Raw genomic sequence first — 15,380 nt, 5'->3', positions numbered from 1 at the left:
TTGTGCTTCCTCCTTTCTTACATGGTCGCCTTGTTGAGCGTTACGATGTCGCCGGTATGAACGAAAAATCCAACCTTGGGTTGGGCGGCGTCTGTGGAGAGGTCAAGCACTACTTCGTCGAGCCAACTGGAAAGCCGCTTCACGGAGTTCAAAACCTCTTTGAATTCCTGCACATTGGCTGCAGTGACGGCGGGGTTTGTGGTGTATGCTTTGAAGTGGTGGGGCTGCAATCCGCATTCCCACCATTCCTTTATATAGCCCACACCAAATACCGCTTCAATGATGCGATTGACCGCAGCCGGGGTTCCCATTTGGTCGTAGAAAATGAGGCTTTCCTTTACCAGTGCCCGCTTGATGGCAACGCTGTATGTCTGCTTATAGACCGGGGTGCGAAGCTCCACAGCGAGAAGGTCGAGAACAGGTTCCGGGACGCTGTCAATCGCAATATAGATGCAGGCGGCGTCGGCGAAGCGGATGATCTGCTGCACCTGCCTGCTGACGGCATAAGCAAACGCCTGGGTTTCCGTGTCGTTCTTCAGGTCGCTCGGGAGCAGTTCCGTGAAGCGGCTGTCTTTAAGTTCAGTCATCCTCAAGGCCTCCGTATGTGATCGAGGCGGCGCCGTCAATGGCGGCGATACTGTCCGCCGGGATGGCGGTGAATATCGGGGCGGTGATCTGCGCCCGCTTTGCCCCGGCGCCCATTACGAGAGCCAGGAGCTTGGAGGGGTTAATGTCCCGCCCAATTTTCCGCTGCCAGGCGACGTAGCTGTCAACCGCTGCGGAGACTGCTTGCTGAATCGCCACAGCCCGGTTGTTGTCGCTTTGGTTGATGTAGTAGGTGAGGGAAACGGTATACTTTACCTCTGCGGGGGCGCGAACGGTCACAAGGTCGTTCATCGGGCGGAGGGTTTCTGCGCTCATGTGCTGGCTCATGGCGGAAATCATTTCTGCGCTCGGGAGGGAGCCGTCTGCCATGACAAAAACAATGTCAACGGTTCCGGCTGCCTGGTCGCTCGAAACGTGAACGCCGCCGATGGCAGAACTGTAATCCTGCACATGGTACTCGTAGCCGTTCCGGCTGCCTGCGGTGGAGTATTTGCCGGGTGCAATGAAGATGCGGGCTGCAAAGCTCTCGTCGCTCTCCCTGTCGGCGCCGCCGCTGGAAGTCGAGGTGTTCTCTACGCTCTGAACGTAGGGAACCGGGTCAACCAGCGTTTTAAGCTCGCCGGGAGCCAGACCGTTGCCGGTTTCGCCTGCGGTCATGCACGTCGCGGGAATGTCGGCGGTCAGGTCGCCCGCCGGGATCTCGGTATATACCGAGGTTGCAAAGAAAAGCTGTCCCGCTGCAATGCGGGTTCCTTGCGGGATGGCCGTGACGGACGCCCTTGCAGCTGAGAGGGTGAAGCGGATGGTCGTGACGGCTGCGGCGGCCTGGTTCCGGGTAGCTCCGCAGCGGAAAGCGCCGAGCAAATCCAGAAAATCACCGACGCTATATTTCACGGTGTCCATCTTTCCCTTGATGTCAACGTACTTCATAGCCTGGTAGATTTGGGCTGCGGCGGCGTAGAGCTTGAAACGGTCTCGGGAGACCCTGGGCAGCGTGTAGGTCTTGCCAGTGGCCTCTGTCATATACGCTTCGTAGTCTGCGACCATGCTTGCCTTCACATCGTCCACGGTTTTATACTCAATGAACGAAATGTCGGGCAGGTCTTTAACGGTGGAAATATCAGGCATTGGTAAGCACCACCTTTGCGGTCACCTTTCCGTCGTTGGCTGCTGCGGTGAAGTTCACGCTGTCAACGGAAAGGGTGGGAATGTAGCGGGGAATCTTTTCGGCGACCTCGGCAACATACAAGCTCTGGGCGGCCTCTGTGGGCTTGTCGATGAAGCTATCGTCTATGCCGAGACCGCGGTCTAATGGGATGGTTCCGGCAACGGTAGAGAGCAGCGTTCCGACCTGCTCGTCTACTTCCTCCAGGGGTTCATCTCCGATGTAAACTGCAGTGGTTTCCATTATGTAGTGTCCTCCATCGGGTATTCTTCAAGGTCGAGGTTGACCGTGGCCTTTGCCAGTTCGCCGTGCCGCAGTACGGTGTCCCAGGCTTCGCTTACTTTCATAACCCGGAAGGGGTTCCTCCCGAAAGGCCGGAAGCCAATCACCAAATACTGAACCTCGCCGGTTTCGGCCATGCGAGCCAGCAGGGCGAGAACCTTTTGGGGTCGTACCCCGAGGGCGGCGGAGAGGTGAATTTCCAGCGTCCCTTTTTTGAGGCCTGCGCCCAAAAATTCGGGAGTCGGTTTGCTGTCGAGCCCTTCATGGGTCGTCCAGCGCCCGGAGCTTTCCCGGGTGGCGTTCTGGAAGGTAAAAACGGCCCGGTCGCTGACCTGGAAGATGATCTTTCTTCCAAAAGTTCCGATGAACAAAAAATCACCTCCGGGTTAGTTTGGGGGAGAGGTCGGGCTGCCAGGTGCAGCGCTTGTGTGGGTATGGTTCTTGAGGCTTTTCCCGCCGCCGATGCAGTCGGTTGTGGCCGTCAAGGTCTGGCCCACATTGGCGTCCTTTTTCATTGTCGTGTTCTCGGTGATGGTCGTTTCAGCCTTTACCGTGAGTTCTTTTGCTTCCAGGACGACCTTGTTCATCTTAATGGTGAGAGTGCCGTCCTTATAGCGGAGCATCCCTTTTCCGGCTTCCCGGTCAAGGTCTTTGCGCCAGAGGCCCTGGCTGCCCTCGGGCGGCTTATTTTCGTCGCTCCAAGGACGGCCAAGGACAACGCCTACCTCTGCGCCGTTCGAGAGGTGCAGAACGAGAACGGCGTCGTCTACCTCGGGCATCATGTACTCAAAACTAAGGAGCGGGATTTCGCTTGTAACGCAGTCGTCCTTTTCGTGGTAGACGACCCGCACGGTTCCAGCCTCGTAGTTCACCGAGGAAATTTTGCCAAAGCGGACAGTTTCCATTCTGCGCCTCCTACTCTATAAGTGAAAGTTCAAGGTCTGTCGTGTAGCCGCTGGAACCGAGGTTGTGGGTGGTGGTGTCGGTGAAGTATTTCCCGGAGAGCGCTCCAAGGGAAACTTTCACATTCTGCCCGGAAACAAGGAGCTTGCCCTTGACGGTCAGACTGAGCTTCGTTGCTCCGTGGTTGGCTTCATCAATTCCCGCCTGCAACTTCTTTTGTGCATCGGCTTCATCGTCGGCCTTGCCGGTCATCTTGAGCAGCCGGTCTGCGGTGCCAATGGTGACCTTTATTTCCTTGTTGGTCTTGGGCTGGGTATAGGTATACTCACCGCCGGTATAGGTTCCGGCGAGGTTCTGGCTCCAACTCCAAGAAAGGATTTGGTGCGGGTAGATAGTGCAAACGGCATCCTTTTTCTTGTACTCTGTCCGGCTGTAGACCACAATCTTGTTGGAGTAGACCTTCATGCTCAGGCCGTAGGTCTTGCAGAGGTTCATGTAAAACTCGCAGTCTGTGGTTTCGGACTGTTCAAGGGTCGTGATCTGCGGGTCGTCGCCCTCCACATCCCAGAGCAGTTCTATGCCTGCATTGGAGGCAATCTCCTGGCCGATTTTCTGCACGGTGGCCTTTTCCCACACCTTTGTGCGTTTAGTCTGCCGGAATCCAGTGTTAGCCGGGACAGATACCGCTTTCACGGTGCCTATCCACGGCCAGCCTGAATATGAAACGCTGTCAACGAGAAAGTCGCCGCAGTTGAGGGTGCGGTTGTCGCCTTGGGCTGCCCAGTTTGCAAGGGCGATGGTAGCGGAAAGCGGCTTGTTCACCTCTATCTGTCCACCGCTAAAAACAGAAGCGGGGCCAGCAAAGAAAGAGATGTCGAGACTGTCTGCTTCACCGCTGGCGGGATCAGTGTAGGTGAACGCCGTCGTTTTGAAGTTGAGGACGGATGTGGTCTTGCCGTCGTAGGTAATAGAAACGCTGGACTGTCTGGCTTTCATCCTGTCCTCCATGTGGGCATATTCGGGGCGGCGGTTTCGCTTGCGGGAAGGTTGGGGACGTTCAGCACAACGCCTGCCCCAAAAACAAAGATAGTGATCTTGTCGGGGTTGGCGTCCATGAGGAAGCCCATATACTTTGAATCTCCGTAAACCTTATAAGCGATAGCGTCCCAAACGTCGCCCTGAATCGTGGTGTAGGTACTCATTTGGCCTCCTGGTTAGGCCGGAGAAAAGGATTTGCGGCGACGCTCTTCTTCCAACTGTTTGCTGAATCTCACAAACTTTTGGTATGTGAAATCCATCGCCTGATCTACTTCTTTCCGGGTCACGGAGCCGTTGCCCTTGAAGATGATGGTCGGGGAGAACACAAAGCCGCCTCCGCCGCCCTCTGCGGGCTGCGGTTGGGGCTTATCCTCGGGAGGCGGGTTCTGGCCGCCTGCGGTGGGCTGCGGCTGGGGTTTCGTCGGGTCGGGTGTCTGAATGTCCACAGCTGCAGGATCCTGCGGCGCTGTTGTCGGCACCGGGTCGGTGCTGGGAGCGGCAGGTTGGGGCTTATCCTCGGGAGGCGGGTTCTGGCCGCCTGCGGTGGGCTGCGGCTGGGGTTTCGTCGGGTCGGGCTTGCCGAGGCTCAGCAGGAAGTCGTAGAGCTTGGACAGAGGAATAATCGCTTCCGGCTCTCCACCTTCGCCTGCTTCCAGCAGCGTGGGGGCGGTTACGATGCCGCCGGTGGCCAGTTGCGGAATCTGCGGGATGTTGAAGCTGAAAGTGTTGCCGCCAATGACCGGCACCCAGTCCGGGATTTTTACGTTCAGGGAGTTGATCTTGCCGAGAACGTAGTTGATGGCGGAAATTACGCCGTTCATCGGAGCCTTTGCCAGGTTGACAATAGCTCCGAAGATGTTGGCGAAAATGTTCACGATATTCTGCCACGCTGCGCCCCAGTTCCCGGAGAATACGTTCTCCACAAACTGGATGAGGTTAGAGAAAATCGCTTTTACATTTTCAACGGCTGCGGATACGCTGCTCCACCAGCCGGAAAGGTAGGCGGAGAGCAGCGGGAAGTTGGTCTGGAATCCCGAGACCAGGGCGGCTACGGTGGTAAGCACCGCGGTCTGAATCGAAGTCCAAACCTCGGAGACTTTGGTTCCCATGCGCTGCGCCCAGGCTGTTACCTTGTCCCAGTTTCGGTACATCCAAATACAGGCGGCAACAACTGCGCCGATGATGGCGACCGCAACCAGGAGTTTAAGGTTCATTACCTCTGCGGCCTTGCCGAGAGTAGCACCGCCGTTGGAAGCCGCCTTGAAAACAGTAGCGAGGTTTTTCGCAGCGCTGATGGCGGTCATGGCTGTTTTGAAGGTCTTGAAAGCCGTTACTGCGGTAAGGACGCCGCTTGCAAGGGCGATGAACAGTTCTTTATGCTCCGCCGCAAATTGGACGGCTTTTTCTGCTTTAGGGAGAATATCGTCCAAAATAACGAGGCCTTTGTCCATGGCGTCCGTCAGGTATGGAATAGCCTTGTCGGCCAGCTTTTCCAGATACGGCAGCAGCTTCAAGCCGGCCTTTGTCAGGAAATTATGGAAGCGGTTGGTGAGCTTCTGAATCTTATAATCCAGGTTGTCCGTCTGGCGGGCGAATGCTTCATCCGCTGCGCCGGTGGCGTTGTACATCTCCGCCGTCTTTTCGGCGTAGGTGCTGGACTGCTCGCCGCAAAGGGCGAGGATTGCGGTCTGCGCCTCCACGCTGCTGAACAGCTTTGCCATGGCCTGGGTATCACCGCCAACGGTTCCCATCAACGCTTCAAGCGTTCCTTGGAAGCCCAGGCTCTGGATGGCTGCATCTGCGGTGGAGTAGCCCAACTTACTAAGGGCGGCATCCATGCTCTTGGATGGCGACATAAGGCCGGAAAGGACGGACTTGTACTGCGTGGCGACTTCTGCGGTGCTGCCGGTCACGCCGGTCAGGGTTGCAAAGGTGCCATACAGTTCTTCTTGCTGCACGCCCAAGGCGGAGGCCAGGGGGACGACCTTGCCAATGGACGAGGCCAGTTCCGGGAAGCTGGTTTGTCCGAGGCGAACGGTAGCAAAGGACAGGTCTGCCGCCTTTTGGACAGCCTCTGCGCTGATGTCACCATAGCCCTTGGTGACGGCGGAAAGCAGGTTGACGCTGTCCGTTGTGGTGGCGTTGCCTGCTGCGGCGGATTTAGCCGCTGTTTCCAGAATGGAGGAAGCATCGTCAACGTCGCCAAACGCAGAAACGACCTGGTACATACCATCGGTCAGGTTGCTGGTGGCAACGCCGGTCTTGTCCGAAATGCTCAGAACGTCTGAAGAAATGCTGGCGGTTCGGGCTGCAATTTCTTCGTCGGTGCCGGTGAGCAGGGTCTGGACGTTGGACAGTTCCTTTTGGTAGCCTGCGGCGGCGGTCACGGCTGCGGTAGAAAAGGCCACAGCCGCCGTGGTGGCGGCTGCGAACCCTGCGGCAGCGGCTTTGCCGACTGCCTTTGCCGATTTGCTGAGGGAGGCAAGGTCTTTGTCGGCTGCGGCGCAGGCCTTTCGGAGGGTGCCGTCTGATTTGGCACCGATCTTTATCATCAGGTCATACGTTTTACTTTTTGCCAATTTGCGCCTCCACCTCCTTTGCATAGTCTTGGATGGCATCTGCCAGGTCGTTCAGTTCGTCTATGGGCAGGCTCTGCAGGTAGTCAATGCCCGCGTGCAGAGCTTGCGACATATAGACGGTTGTTTTTGTGATCGCTTGCGGGGTTAGTCCTCCCCATCCCCGCCGTAGAGAAAACCCACGACTGCGCCCTTGACGGATACCAGGTCGGGGGCACGCAGGCCCCAGAAGAAGTCCGAGGGCAGGTTGGTGACATGGTGCGCCATATAGACGGCATACTCCATCGTCATTTCCACGGTGGCGGGGTTGATGCCCTTGTTCAGTTTCTGAACCACGCGGCCTGCTTCCTTGAGGACTGCGCCGTTCACGTCCTCAAGGCTGGACAGGTCGATGCCGGTATAGGTCTTGTCGCCGAAGGTGTAGGGCTTGGCGAACTTGATGTAAAGCTCATTGGTGTCCTCTGCGGTTTCGGGTTCCTCGACCTCGGGGGCGAGGGTAAGTTTCTTATCTTCCATTAGCACATTGCCTCCAAAGCTGCCAGCTGGTCTACGCCGTTCACGGCGTACTTACCACGGATTTTGTTCAGTTCGATCAGGGATTCGCCGTCTACCTCAATCAGGATGTACCGAAGCGAAAGGGTGACGCTGGTTTCCATAGAGTTTGCGGCCTTGAGCTTGCCCGGCTCGCATTTCTTGGTGAGGCCACGAACGACTACGCGGATAGGGGTGAACTCGATGTCGCCGTCGTCCGTGTTGCCCTGAATGCCGCCACGGATTTCCAGGTGGTGAGCCTTGAGCATATTTGCCAGGGATGCTGCTTCCTTGCTCATAACCCGGAAGGGAATGGGAAGCTCCTGTTCGTTGAAATAACCCGGAGTGGGATCTTCGTACTCGCCGAGAATACCTGCGCCGGAAACGGTGTTGGTGGGAGTCTCAAAGCTGGGCAGCGTCATTTCCTCGCCACGGCCAATGAGCTTGACGCCGTCTTTGTAGACCTCATACTTGGCGATCTTGGTAGGAATATTCACGTTTTATACCTCCAATCGGTCAGGAGAAGATGGTGGACAGGGCGGTGGTGTCGTACTCGCGGATGTTGTGGAGATACTCCGTGGGGACGAAGGGCGCCATGTAGGTGTGGACAGTCACGTGGCCAGCCAGCAGTTCGGTTTTGGGGTTTTCGTTCTCCAGGAACTTCATGTTGTAGCCTGCGCAGTAGCCGCGAGCGACGTAACCGCTGCCGGTGATGTTCGTGCTGTCCACAACGTCCTGCACGAGGCGGGGGTTTTCGGGCTTGTCCACCTTCTGAAAGTAGGTCAAAATGAAGTTGTTGCCGTCCCAGTCGAAGAAGCGGCGGACGCACCAGAAGCGGTCTTTTGTGTCACTCGTGCTGGGATATGCGCAGGTATTGTTTCCCCAGAACTTGAAGCCGTTGACATTGATCGCGGTGCAGATGCCGTTTGCAACGAGGACGTCGTCTGCCTGCTGCTTATCCAGCAGCACCTCGGTGCCATCGTCCAGGCACAGGCCGGTGATGCGCAGGCTCTTGTTGGAGGGGGATTCGTAGGGAACGCCGTCGTTGTTGGTATCGCACCAGACGGTATGAGCTGCGGCCATTGCGGAGAAATAATATTTCTTCTCGCCGACCAAAACACGAGGCCAGAGGCAGATTCCGTGGTTCGTGGAGAATCCCTGCTTTTCCTTCGCCTGCTTGCAGTCGGTGTAAACCGTTGCGCCGTCGGAGTTGGCGGGAACATCCAGAATGGTGTTGAGGTCAAAACAGCCATTCAACTGCTCGACCTTGGCCTGCAGCGCTGCGGCCACAGTTGCATCCTGCGACCAGCCGGGGGCAATGATCAGGCCAGGAACCAGTCCGAACTTGGGATAAATCTGGCGGATGATCTCCAGGCCAGTTTCCTCGTGGGTGCTGCTGTTTACGCCACCGACGACGTCGGATTTGGTCACGCCGCTGGGCTTGAGGCTCTTGCTGGAGACCTTCAAAGAACTGGCGCCCTTTGCGGTTTCGGAGAGCAGCACGATGGTTACGTTGCCGTCATCATCGTGCGCTGCGGTATAGTCCACATCAGCGGTGAGCGGAGTGGTGTCGTTCTTTACCACCAGCGAGGGCAGCAGAACATACTGCTTGGTATAGGTTGCCATGCCGCTGGTGACGGTGACGCTTTCCTCCGCGTTTTCCGTGGTGTGCGTTGCCTTGTTCGGGTCAAGCACGTTTACCAGGACAATGGGGGAGTTATTGTAAACACGGAAGTTGGCGTCCATGCTCTGGCAAAGGGTGAAATTCTCGAAGTCGTCAGAATAGCCCAGGGCTTCCTGGCACTCTGCAAAGCTGTAGCAGAGCTTCGGGGTGTTCGCTGCTTTATAGGGGTCTTTTGCCAGGTGGATGGGAGCAGTGCCGAAAATGACCTGCATGCCAGCGCTGGACGTGGTGGGGGTGGTTAAGCTGGTAGCAACTTCGCTGTTGCCTACGCCATGAAGATAGCTCATTTATGCGCCCTCCTGGATTTTCTTTGCAACGATGTTACAGATGGTAGCGATACGGCCTGCGCCGCTCTGGCGTTCCTTGCGAGCCTCCGCAAAGGAATCCAGGGGGATGATCAGGCTCTCAATGGCTGGAATCGCCTTGATCTTCTCGGCCAGGCGTGCCGGGATGCCGCCGGTGAATACGGAATCCTGACGAACGACGCCGGGAATGTTCGGGCCGATATAAACGACCGTTTCCGGGGCTGCGGGAGTAGTGGTCTTTGCCATTATGTTTCAGGCTCCTCTCTATAAATAGTAGGCCCTTCAAAATGAAGGCCGATTGCTGCGGAATAATAGGGGTGTTTGTTGGGGTCGAGGTCGTTGTCCCATTTGATGGGGCGTACAAGCTCAAAAGCCCGCGCAATCTTCACTTTGCGCTCAAAGTACCCTAGGATTACGTTCAAAATATGGGAGGCGTCCCGGTATCCCTGTCGGTTCGGGTCTGGGTCGCATACCTCAACGGCAATGACAACATCGACCTTGTTCGGGCTGTCAATGGCGGTCTGTTCGCCGTTGACAAGAGCCACCAGCACATACGGTTCCGGGATGTCGTCGTCGTTTGTGGTCGGTGCAGGCCTCGGGGCGCGGTACGGCTTGAACTGCGGGAACACCTTGACGCCTACCTCATGCCCGGCGGAATTTGTGAGGCGCAGCGGTGCAAGCTGTTCCCTCAACGCCTGGACAATGGCGTCCTGCAGGTCGGTAGGTGTCATGTGGGAGGCCTCCTTTATTCGAGCGCTTTTTCGATTTGTTTCTCCATCTGCTTGTCGAGAAGCTCGGATGCTCGCTCAAGCGCCGGGTCTACGGTGTCGGAATTCCCGAACATCTGCGGAGCGGAGGGGGAAAGTAATTTTTCAATGCGGGTCATGTCGGACTTTGCGCCCCATTTCTGCGCACGCTTGGAAGCGCCCGCCGAGGTGTAGGTTTCGCCCGGCACCCGCTGGACAATGGCTTTGTGTCCGCTGCTGAACTGAACGAGAAAGGCCTTTAGACCGTTATGTTCCAAGGACTTCATGCCGGAGCTGCTGAGGACGTGCGCCGCTGCGGCGCTGGTTCCCGAGTTCGGTTTTGAATCGAAGTCCATGATCTCCTGCATGGAGCCGGAAGAATGGAGCGTTGCGGTCAGGTCGCCGCCGGTGGCAGCGTCCACCTTCAAGGCGCTGCTGGACGAGTAAACGGAATCGTTGGCCGTCGCATAGCGTTCTTTGGTGTCCTTGACAATCTTGTTCTTTGTGCTGCGGGCTGCCGAGTTGATGGCCGCTGCCACTACTTTCGGCGTGTCAACCATTTTTTGCAGGTTGTCCAGGCGCTGAACCATTTTTTCAATGGAAGCGTCGGCATCGACCTGTAAAACATCGTACTCTTTCAAGAGCGGTTCGCCTCCATCTCAATGCAGAGAATCCCGGCTTCGTCGGTGCAGTCGTTTACCTTATACCAGGCGCCGTCAAAATTGAGCAGGTCGTCCGGGGCGGGTTTGGCTCCGAGATCGTCGGTGGCTACATAGATCAGCTTGCGCTCTTTGTAGATCCCGGTGATGGTGACGTTCATCAATTTGGATTTGTCGCGTTCCAGAATCTCGTTATCGTCAACCAGCACCGGCATGGACTTTCCGTTTATGCTGTGCGTGTCTGCAAATTCTTCCCGGTTGAGGAATACGTTCTTTGCATCCTGCGCCAGCAAATCCTTGAAGCCCACGGTTAAACCTCCGCCTGAACCTCGGCAGCGGCAATGGCTTCAACCAGCTTTGCTTTGGTCAGGTCTTTGGCGTCCAGGCCCATATTTTCGGCGAGGGTCAGGAGCTGCGCCTTGGGCATTGCTTCCAGCTCCTCTTTGTTGAGGTGGCCGGTGGCAGTGCCGTCATCGGGTTCCTGCTGAACCTCCACGGTCAGCGTTTCGCCGGGGGCATACTCGCCGGGCGGGGTGACGATGAAGCCCACGGCGAGCAGTTCATCTGCGGTGCTGGCGTCCTGAATGTCCACGGAATCACCGGGGCGATAGCTTTTGCCCTCAACCGTTACGGTGCTGTTTGCGGTATAGATCATACTGCGCCGCCTTTCTCTTAGCCGATGCAGACCTGCACGGTCGTATCGTTTTCGGCGGCTGCTGCAATAGCCCAGCCTGCGGGGATATGGCTCGCAGCGGTCGTAGTGATGTTGTCGCCGGTTGCGTCATAGTAGACGGCGGCGCCGATGGTGATGGCGGTAGAGGTCGCCTTGGGCATGGTGAAAACGCCCTTGACGTACAGGCTGCCGACTTCGCTTGCGGGAATGTCGGTGCCTGCAACGCCGATGCGGGTGGTCAGGCTCACGACCTGACCTGCGACGATAGCGGAGCTGGTGCCGTTGGGGTAGTCAATGGCAGAGCCAGGCTGCTGGTAGTTTGCGATCATGTGCGTTTCCTCCTATCTCTTACAGGGTGGGCAGGGCAGCGCCGGGGTTCTTCACGAACGCACGGTAGTCCATGACGCTGATGCCCCAGTCCAGCCAAATGTCCCACACAAAGCCCAGCTGGCCGACGGTCTCGCTGCGGCGGAAGGTGGGGGTCTCCTGGCCGTTCAGGTAATCGACCTGGATGCCGGTGGTTTCCTCGCGGTTGGCGCCCAGGAACCAGGGGCATGCGCCGGAGCCTGCCAGGATGTTCAGGGTGGCGTCCTCGACGATCTCCATCGGGTAGCGGTAGTTATACAGCGGGTTGGCTGCCTGGGTGTTCTCGCTGGTCTGGATGGTGGGGCTGCCGAAAATGGACTGCATAGCGAAGCCATAGCCGACGGGCAGGATGATGGTTGCGGGAGTCAGGTTGATAGCCTCGCCGAACGGGTCATCCTGCAGCTGCATCCGCTGGATCATGGCCTGAATGGCTGCGCCAGTCGGTGCGCTGCCGGAAGTGATCAGGTTCTTGTGATCGGCGTGGAACAGGGTCTTGCCGTCATAGATCTGGCCGTTGTTGTAGAGGATGGAGTAGACCATTTTGTTGATCTGCTTCTTGCTCTTTGCAGCGTACATGCCGGGAACCTCGGACAGGAAGCCGATGTCGTCGTTGATGAACGCCTGGCGGCTCATGCTGAACTGACGGCCGTAGGTGTCCAGCTTGCGCTGCGGCAGCATTTCCTCTTTGTGGGTGTCCGCCTTGAGTTCGCCGTTCTCAGGAACCAGCAGCAGGTCGCCAACGCCGCCGATCAGGTAGTTGTGGCCGTCGGTGCGCTTGAAGTCGCGCAGAGTGCCCTTACGGGTGAACTTCTCAAAGGTGGTCGGGGCATGGTCGTAGGCGTGGACGATGCTCTTGTTGATAGCGGTGTCCATGATGGCGGGGAAGGATGCCGAGGGGTTGTGGAATGCACGGGCCAGCTCGGTATACAGGTCATCTGCGCTCATGCGCATAAAGTCGGAAGCGCTCTTGCCGGTCTCGCGGGTCAGGCACTCAATGCCGATGTCACGCAGGCTCATGCCTGCAAACTGGCGGGAGCCATCCGCAGGGGCTGCGGGGGTGTGGCCGCTGCGGGTCATAAGGCCGTCAGCTGCTGCTGCGCGGAACTTGTCGGTCTCGTCGGCGGTCACCTTGACGCCGGTGCGGGCAGGAGTGCCGTTCTGAATCATGCAGTCCAGAATGGCGGTGCGCACCTGGTCTACGGTCTGGCCGCCGGTGATGTACTGGGAAGCGTCAACATTGAAGTTCCGGCACAGGGTGGTGATGTCGGTGACACGCTGGCGCTCTGCGGTGCGGGCGGCCTCGATCTGTGCCTGACGCTCGGCCTCCGCCTCCGCGTCAGCCTCGGGGCGCAGGGTTTCAATGTCGGTCTGCAGGGCGTTGAATTCCCGGGTTTCGTCCTCGGTCATGTCACGGCCTGCGGTGCGGGCGGCGGCCAGGATGGCCTGCTGGCGCTGCAGTTTCTGCCGCAGCTGCTCTCTCTTGTTCATGTGGTTTACCTCCAGTTAGTAGTTACGATTTGCGGCGAGCTGGCTCTCGTAGAAAGCCAGGCCCGGGGCGGTTTGTACTGCGGGCGGCTGCCCGTCCTCGGTCATATCTCTACCAACGCCGACGGTGGTGTCGGCGGGGACGGAAACAATGCTGATCTCGTAGGGCTGCCACTTCTTGGCGATGTAGCAGGGGCCAGTGAAGCGCCCATCCAGGGATTTTGCGCCCTCTTTGACGCTCTCATAGTTGAAGACACGATAGCCGACGGAAACGCCCTTGAGGGTGCCGCTGGCGACCTTGGAACGGACGGTTTCGCTGTCCTCGTCGTTGTCAAACTCAATCGTGGCCTTGCCACGGTTGGCCTCAACCCATGCCCGGGTGACCTTACCGATCACCCGGTTCCTGTCATGGTTGAAAAGGACGATGCCCATGCTCTGCATCCGGCTCATATCTATGGCGTTGCTGGAATGGTCGAGGATCTCGGTTCCAAACCACATCTGAACAGGTTCCTCGGAACTAAAGCTCAGTTCAAAGGTGCGGCTGTTTTCGTCGTCGCTTACTGCCCGGATGTTGGCCGTGGAGAAATCGCGCTGCAGGGGCTGGTTATTCATCGGGGTTTTCTTTCGGGTCTGTCTGGGGTTGCTCGTTCTGGACACTCTTATAACCTCCAATCTGCACTCCCTTTTCTTTGGCGTATGCTACAACGTCGGCCATGTCGTCAATCTGTTCTTTCCAGTCACGGCCCTGTTCGGCGCTGATCTGCTTGAAGGACTTGACGCAGGATTCGAGTGCGGTTTTATTTGCGTTGGCTTCCTTTTGCGGGTCAATCCATTTCTTGGGAGAGGCGACCCACTCATGCTCCATGTATTTCTGCGGGTCGTTCCAAAAATCCGGGATAGTGAGCTTTCCGGCGAGGACTGCGGAAATCAAAAAGGTTTCGTAGACCTCGACCATGAGCTTGCCCTGCAGCAGCTCCACTTCCTCGGTGTATGTGAGGTCGTCCTCAATCATACCCTGGCGGGCGCTGCTGTAATTTGTTTCGGACATATCCCGGGAGGTGGATTCATAGCTCAAACCCTGGCCTGCGCCCACAAGACGCTGCAGCAGTTTGAGGAAGCCGGTTGCTTCGCTGCTGCCGTTGCCGGGATTGATGGTGACTGCATCGTCACCGGCGTTCATTTCTGAAATGAGGCCGGGGGTCAGCATTTTGCCGGAGTAGGACGTGCGGTCTTTGTCGGTGTTGTTCCGGGAGCCGCCCTGGAAGCCGCCGGTGGGAGCGGCTCTCTTGATGAGCAGGGCAAAGCAGGCGGCGATTCGCTCTTTCATCGAAACGGCAGCGATAAACTCGTTGGCGTCCCGGATGCGGCTCAAGCTCGGGGCAAGGTCGCTGACCTCTCGAAGCTGGGAGGGGCGGCTCTTGCTGTAATAGAAAATAATATCTTTAGCGGGGTAGAAGACAGGCTGGTTGGTTTCCCAGCCGTCAATGTTGTACTGCTCTATCCAATACCCCACGGGCCTGTTGTACTCGTTGTACTCAATGCCGCCAATGACGCGATCTCCCTTGTACCTGGGCGAGGCCACGGAGCGGGATAGTTCGTCTACTTCCAGTGCCTGCAGCTTGAAAGGAAGTAGGCCGCCGGGGGTGTAGCACTTCTTGAAAAGAATGCCGCCGTCTGCCTTTTTCCGAACGACTGCCATGCGCAGAAGCTCGTTGAAACTCTGCTGCTGGGTGACGTCGCAATTTGTGCGCCGTGTCCAGCGCCGCCAGAGGGTTTCGATTTGGTCGTCGAGGTCGTCGTCGCCGGTCTTGGCCTGCAAGGTGAAGCCGTTGCCGACCACGTTCCTCTTGAAAGCCTTGAGGACGCCGTTTGCAATGTCCGAGTTCCGCTCAAGGTCGCGGGCGCGGGCGCGGAGGGTGTCCCGGCTGTAACGGTCTGTGATGTCGGCGGCCTCATTGGTCGCCCGCCAGTTTTTGTTCAGCCGGCCACCGTCAGCGGCGTCATAGCCTGAACCGCGGATAAGGCCGAGCTGCTGCCGCCAGCCCTCGCGCATATAGGCTGCCCGGGGGGAGATTGCTTCAATGATTCTGTCGAGCCATGCCATGCGCTTTATCTCCCCTCAAAAAATGCGGCGAACGTATCACGGAAAAGGGAGGAGCCGCTCTGTTCCTCTACCTGGGCGGCGAGGTCTGCCCGGAGGTTCCGCAGTTCGGTGAGGTTCGCTCGGGTCAGGGAGCGGGAGCCGATTTTGTAGCTCTGGCCTCCGACCATGACTGCGGCGATGGCTTTGTTTACTTCCGTCAGCAGGGCGGCGGGGTCGCCATAGTTGATGGTTTCGTCTGCCATGTCGTGTTTCCTTTC

At 57.7% G+C, this 15,380-nt stretch carries 22 protein-coding genes; all 22 read right to left on the bottom strand.

Going from position 1 to position 15,380, the window contains the following annotated elements; genetic code table 11:
- Positions 1–17 precede the first annotated feature (17 nt).
- The 22 genes from P0G09_RS11510 to P0G09_RS11405 are packed head-to-tail and all read right to left on the bottom strand — an operon-like array spanning position 18 to position 15,365.
- Positions 18–587: a phage tail protein I gene (locus P0G09_RS11510; RefSeq protein WP_227618798.1), complete on the bottom strand. Its 570-nt coding sequence runs from the start codon at positions 585–587 to the stop codon at positions 18–20.
- On the bottom strand, positions 580–1,734 hold the full coding sequence (locus P0G09_RS11505) for a baseplate J/gp47 family protein (RefSeq protein WP_275252731.1): 1,155 nt from the start codon (positions 1,732–1,734) through the stop codon (positions 580–582). The genes P0G09_RS11510 and P0G09_RS11505 overlap by 8 nt, the downstream gene beginning before the upstream one ends.
- Positions 1,727–2,014: a hypothetical protein gene (locus P0G09_RS11500; RefSeq protein ID WP_275252730.1), complete on the bottom strand. Its 288-nt coding sequence runs from the start codon at positions 2,012–2,014 to the stop codon at positions 1,727–1,729. The genes P0G09_RS11505 and P0G09_RS11500 overlap by 8 nt, the downstream gene beginning before the upstream one ends.
- The gene (locus P0G09_RS11495) at positions 2,014–2,424 is read right to left on the bottom strand and encodes a phage tail protein (RefSeq protein ID WP_275252729.1); all 411 of its coding nucleotides are present in this window, start codon (positions 2,422–2,424) and stop codon (positions 2,014–2,016) included. The genes P0G09_RS11500 and P0G09_RS11495 overlap by 1 nt, the downstream gene beginning before the upstream one ends.
- 15 nt (positions 2,425–2,439) lie before the next feature.
- On the bottom strand, positions 2,440–2,958 hold the full coding sequence (locus P0G09_RS11490) for a phage baseplate protein (RefSeq protein ID WP_275252728.1): 519 nt from the start codon (positions 2,956–2,958) through the stop codon (positions 2,440–2,442).
- A 10-nt stretch (positions 2,959–2,968) separates the two neighbouring features.
- Entirely contained in the window at positions 2,969–3,952 is a 984-nt protein-coding gene (locus P0G09_RS11485) for a preprotein translocase subunit TatB (protein WP_275252727.1), read from the bottom strand.
- Entirely contained in the window at positions 3,949–4,158 is a 210-nt protein-coding gene (locus tag P0G09_RS11480) for a tail protein X (RefSeq protein WP_275252726.1), read from the bottom strand. The genes P0G09_RS11485 and P0G09_RS11480 overlap by 4 nt, the downstream gene beginning before the upstream one ends.
- Before the next feature lie 12 nt (positions 4,159–4,170).
- Positions 4,171–6,573, bottom strand: a complete 2,403-nt coding sequence (locus P0G09_RS11475; RefSeq protein ID WP_275252725.1) for a phage tail tape measure protein — start codon at positions 6,571–6,573, stop codon at positions 4,171–4,173.
- A complete protein-coding gene (locus P0G09_RS11470) occupies positions 6,560–6,685 on the bottom strand; it encodes a hypothetical protein (RefSeq protein ID WP_275252724.1) in 126 nt (41 codons plus the stop codon). The genes P0G09_RS11475 and P0G09_RS11470 overlap by 14 nt, the downstream gene beginning before the upstream one ends.
- A gap of 32 nt (positions 6,686–6,717) precedes the next feature.
- Entirely contained in the window at positions 6,718–7,086 is a 369-nt protein-coding gene (locus P0G09_RS11465; protein WP_275252723.1) for a phage tail assembly protein, read from the bottom strand.
- Complete coding sequence (locus P0G09_RS11460; protein WP_275252722.1) at positions 7,086–7,598, bottom strand: phage major tail tube protein; 513 nt, start codon at positions 7,596–7,598, stop codon at positions 7,086–7,088. Before P0G09_RS11460 ends, P0G09_RS11465 begins: the two co-directional genes overlap by 1 nt.
- A 19-nt stretch (positions 7,599–7,617) precedes the next feature.
- Positions 7,618–9,072, bottom strand: coding sequence for a phage tail sheath family protein (locus P0G09_RS11455; RefSeq protein WP_275252721.1), 1,455 nt, complete (start codon positions 9,070–9,072; stop codon positions 7,618–7,620).
- On the bottom strand, positions 9,073–9,336 hold the full coding sequence (locus P0G09_RS11450) for a hypothetical protein (RefSeq protein ID WP_275252720.1): 264 nt from the start codon (positions 9,334–9,336) through the stop codon (positions 9,073–9,075).
- Complete coding sequence (locus P0G09_RS11445; protein WP_275252719.1) at positions 9,336–9,821, bottom strand: hypothetical protein; 486 nt, start codon at positions 9,819–9,821, stop codon at positions 9,336–9,338. Before P0G09_RS11445 ends, P0G09_RS11450 begins: the two co-directional genes overlap by 1 nt.
- 14 nt (positions 9,822–9,835) lie before the next feature.
- Positions 9,836–10,477, bottom strand: coding sequence for a hypothetical protein (locus P0G09_RS11440; protein WP_275252718.1), 642 nt, complete (start codon positions 10,475–10,477; stop codon positions 9,836–9,838).
- The gene (locus P0G09_RS11435; protein ID WP_275252717.1) at positions 10,474–10,803 is read right to left on the bottom strand and encodes a hypothetical protein; all 330 of its coding nucleotides are present in this window, start codon (positions 10,801–10,803) and stop codon (positions 10,474–10,476) included. Before P0G09_RS11435 ends, P0G09_RS11440 begins: the two co-directional genes overlap by 4 nt.
- Positions 10,804–10,805: 2 nt before the next feature.
- Positions 10,806–11,150: a Rho termination factor N-terminal domain-containing protein gene (locus P0G09_RS11430; protein WP_275252716.1), complete on the bottom strand. Its 345-nt coding sequence runs from the start codon at positions 11,148–11,150 to the stop codon at positions 10,806–10,808.
- Between the two features lie 17 nt (positions 11,151–11,167).
- Positions 11,168–11,497 (bottom strand): DUF2190 family protein, encoded by a 330-nt coding sequence (locus P0G09_RS11425; RefSeq protein WP_275252715.1) that lies wholly within the window; start codon positions 11,495–11,497, stop codon positions 11,168–11,170.
- A gap of 19 nt (positions 11,498–11,516) precedes the next feature.
- Complete coding sequence (locus P0G09_RS11420) at positions 11,517–13,022, bottom strand: hypothetical protein (protein WP_275252714.1); 1,506 nt, start codon at positions 13,020–13,022, stop codon at positions 11,517–11,519.
- A 15-nt stretch (positions 13,023–13,037) separates the two neighbouring features.
- Positions 13,038–13,631 carry an HK97 family phage prohead protease gene (locus P0G09_RS11415; RefSeq protein ID WP_275252713.1) on the bottom strand — a complete coding sequence of 198 codons (594 nt, stop codon included), beginning with the start codon at positions 13,629–13,631 and terminating at the stop codon, positions 13,038–13,040.
- Positions 13,624–15,123 carry a phage portal protein gene (locus P0G09_RS11410; protein ID WP_275252712.1) on the bottom strand — a complete coding sequence of 500 codons (1,500 nt, stop codon included), beginning with the start codon at positions 15,121–15,123 and terminating at the stop codon, positions 13,624–13,626. The genes P0G09_RS11415 and P0G09_RS11410 overlap by 8 nt, the downstream gene beginning before the upstream one ends.
- A gap of 5 nt (positions 15,124–15,128) precedes the next feature.
- Positions 15,129–15,365 carry a peptidylprolyl isomerase gene (locus P0G09_RS11405; protein ID WP_227618778.1) on the bottom strand — a complete coding sequence of 79 codons (237 nt, stop codon included), beginning with the start codon at positions 15,363–15,365 and terminating at the stop codon, positions 15,129–15,131.
- Positions 15,366–15,380: the final 15 nt, after the last annotated feature.

It is taken from the genome of Faecalibacterium sp. DFI.5.82, assembly GCF_029076575.1.
In the GTDB taxonomy this organism is placed as follows: domain Bacteria; phylum Bacillota; class Clostridia; order Oscillospirales; family Ruminococcaceae; genus Faecalibacterium; species Faecalibacterium duncaniae.
The sequence above is the reverse complement of the archived record's forward strand: the minus strand, read 5'-3'. Positions and strand labels throughout refer to the sequence as shown.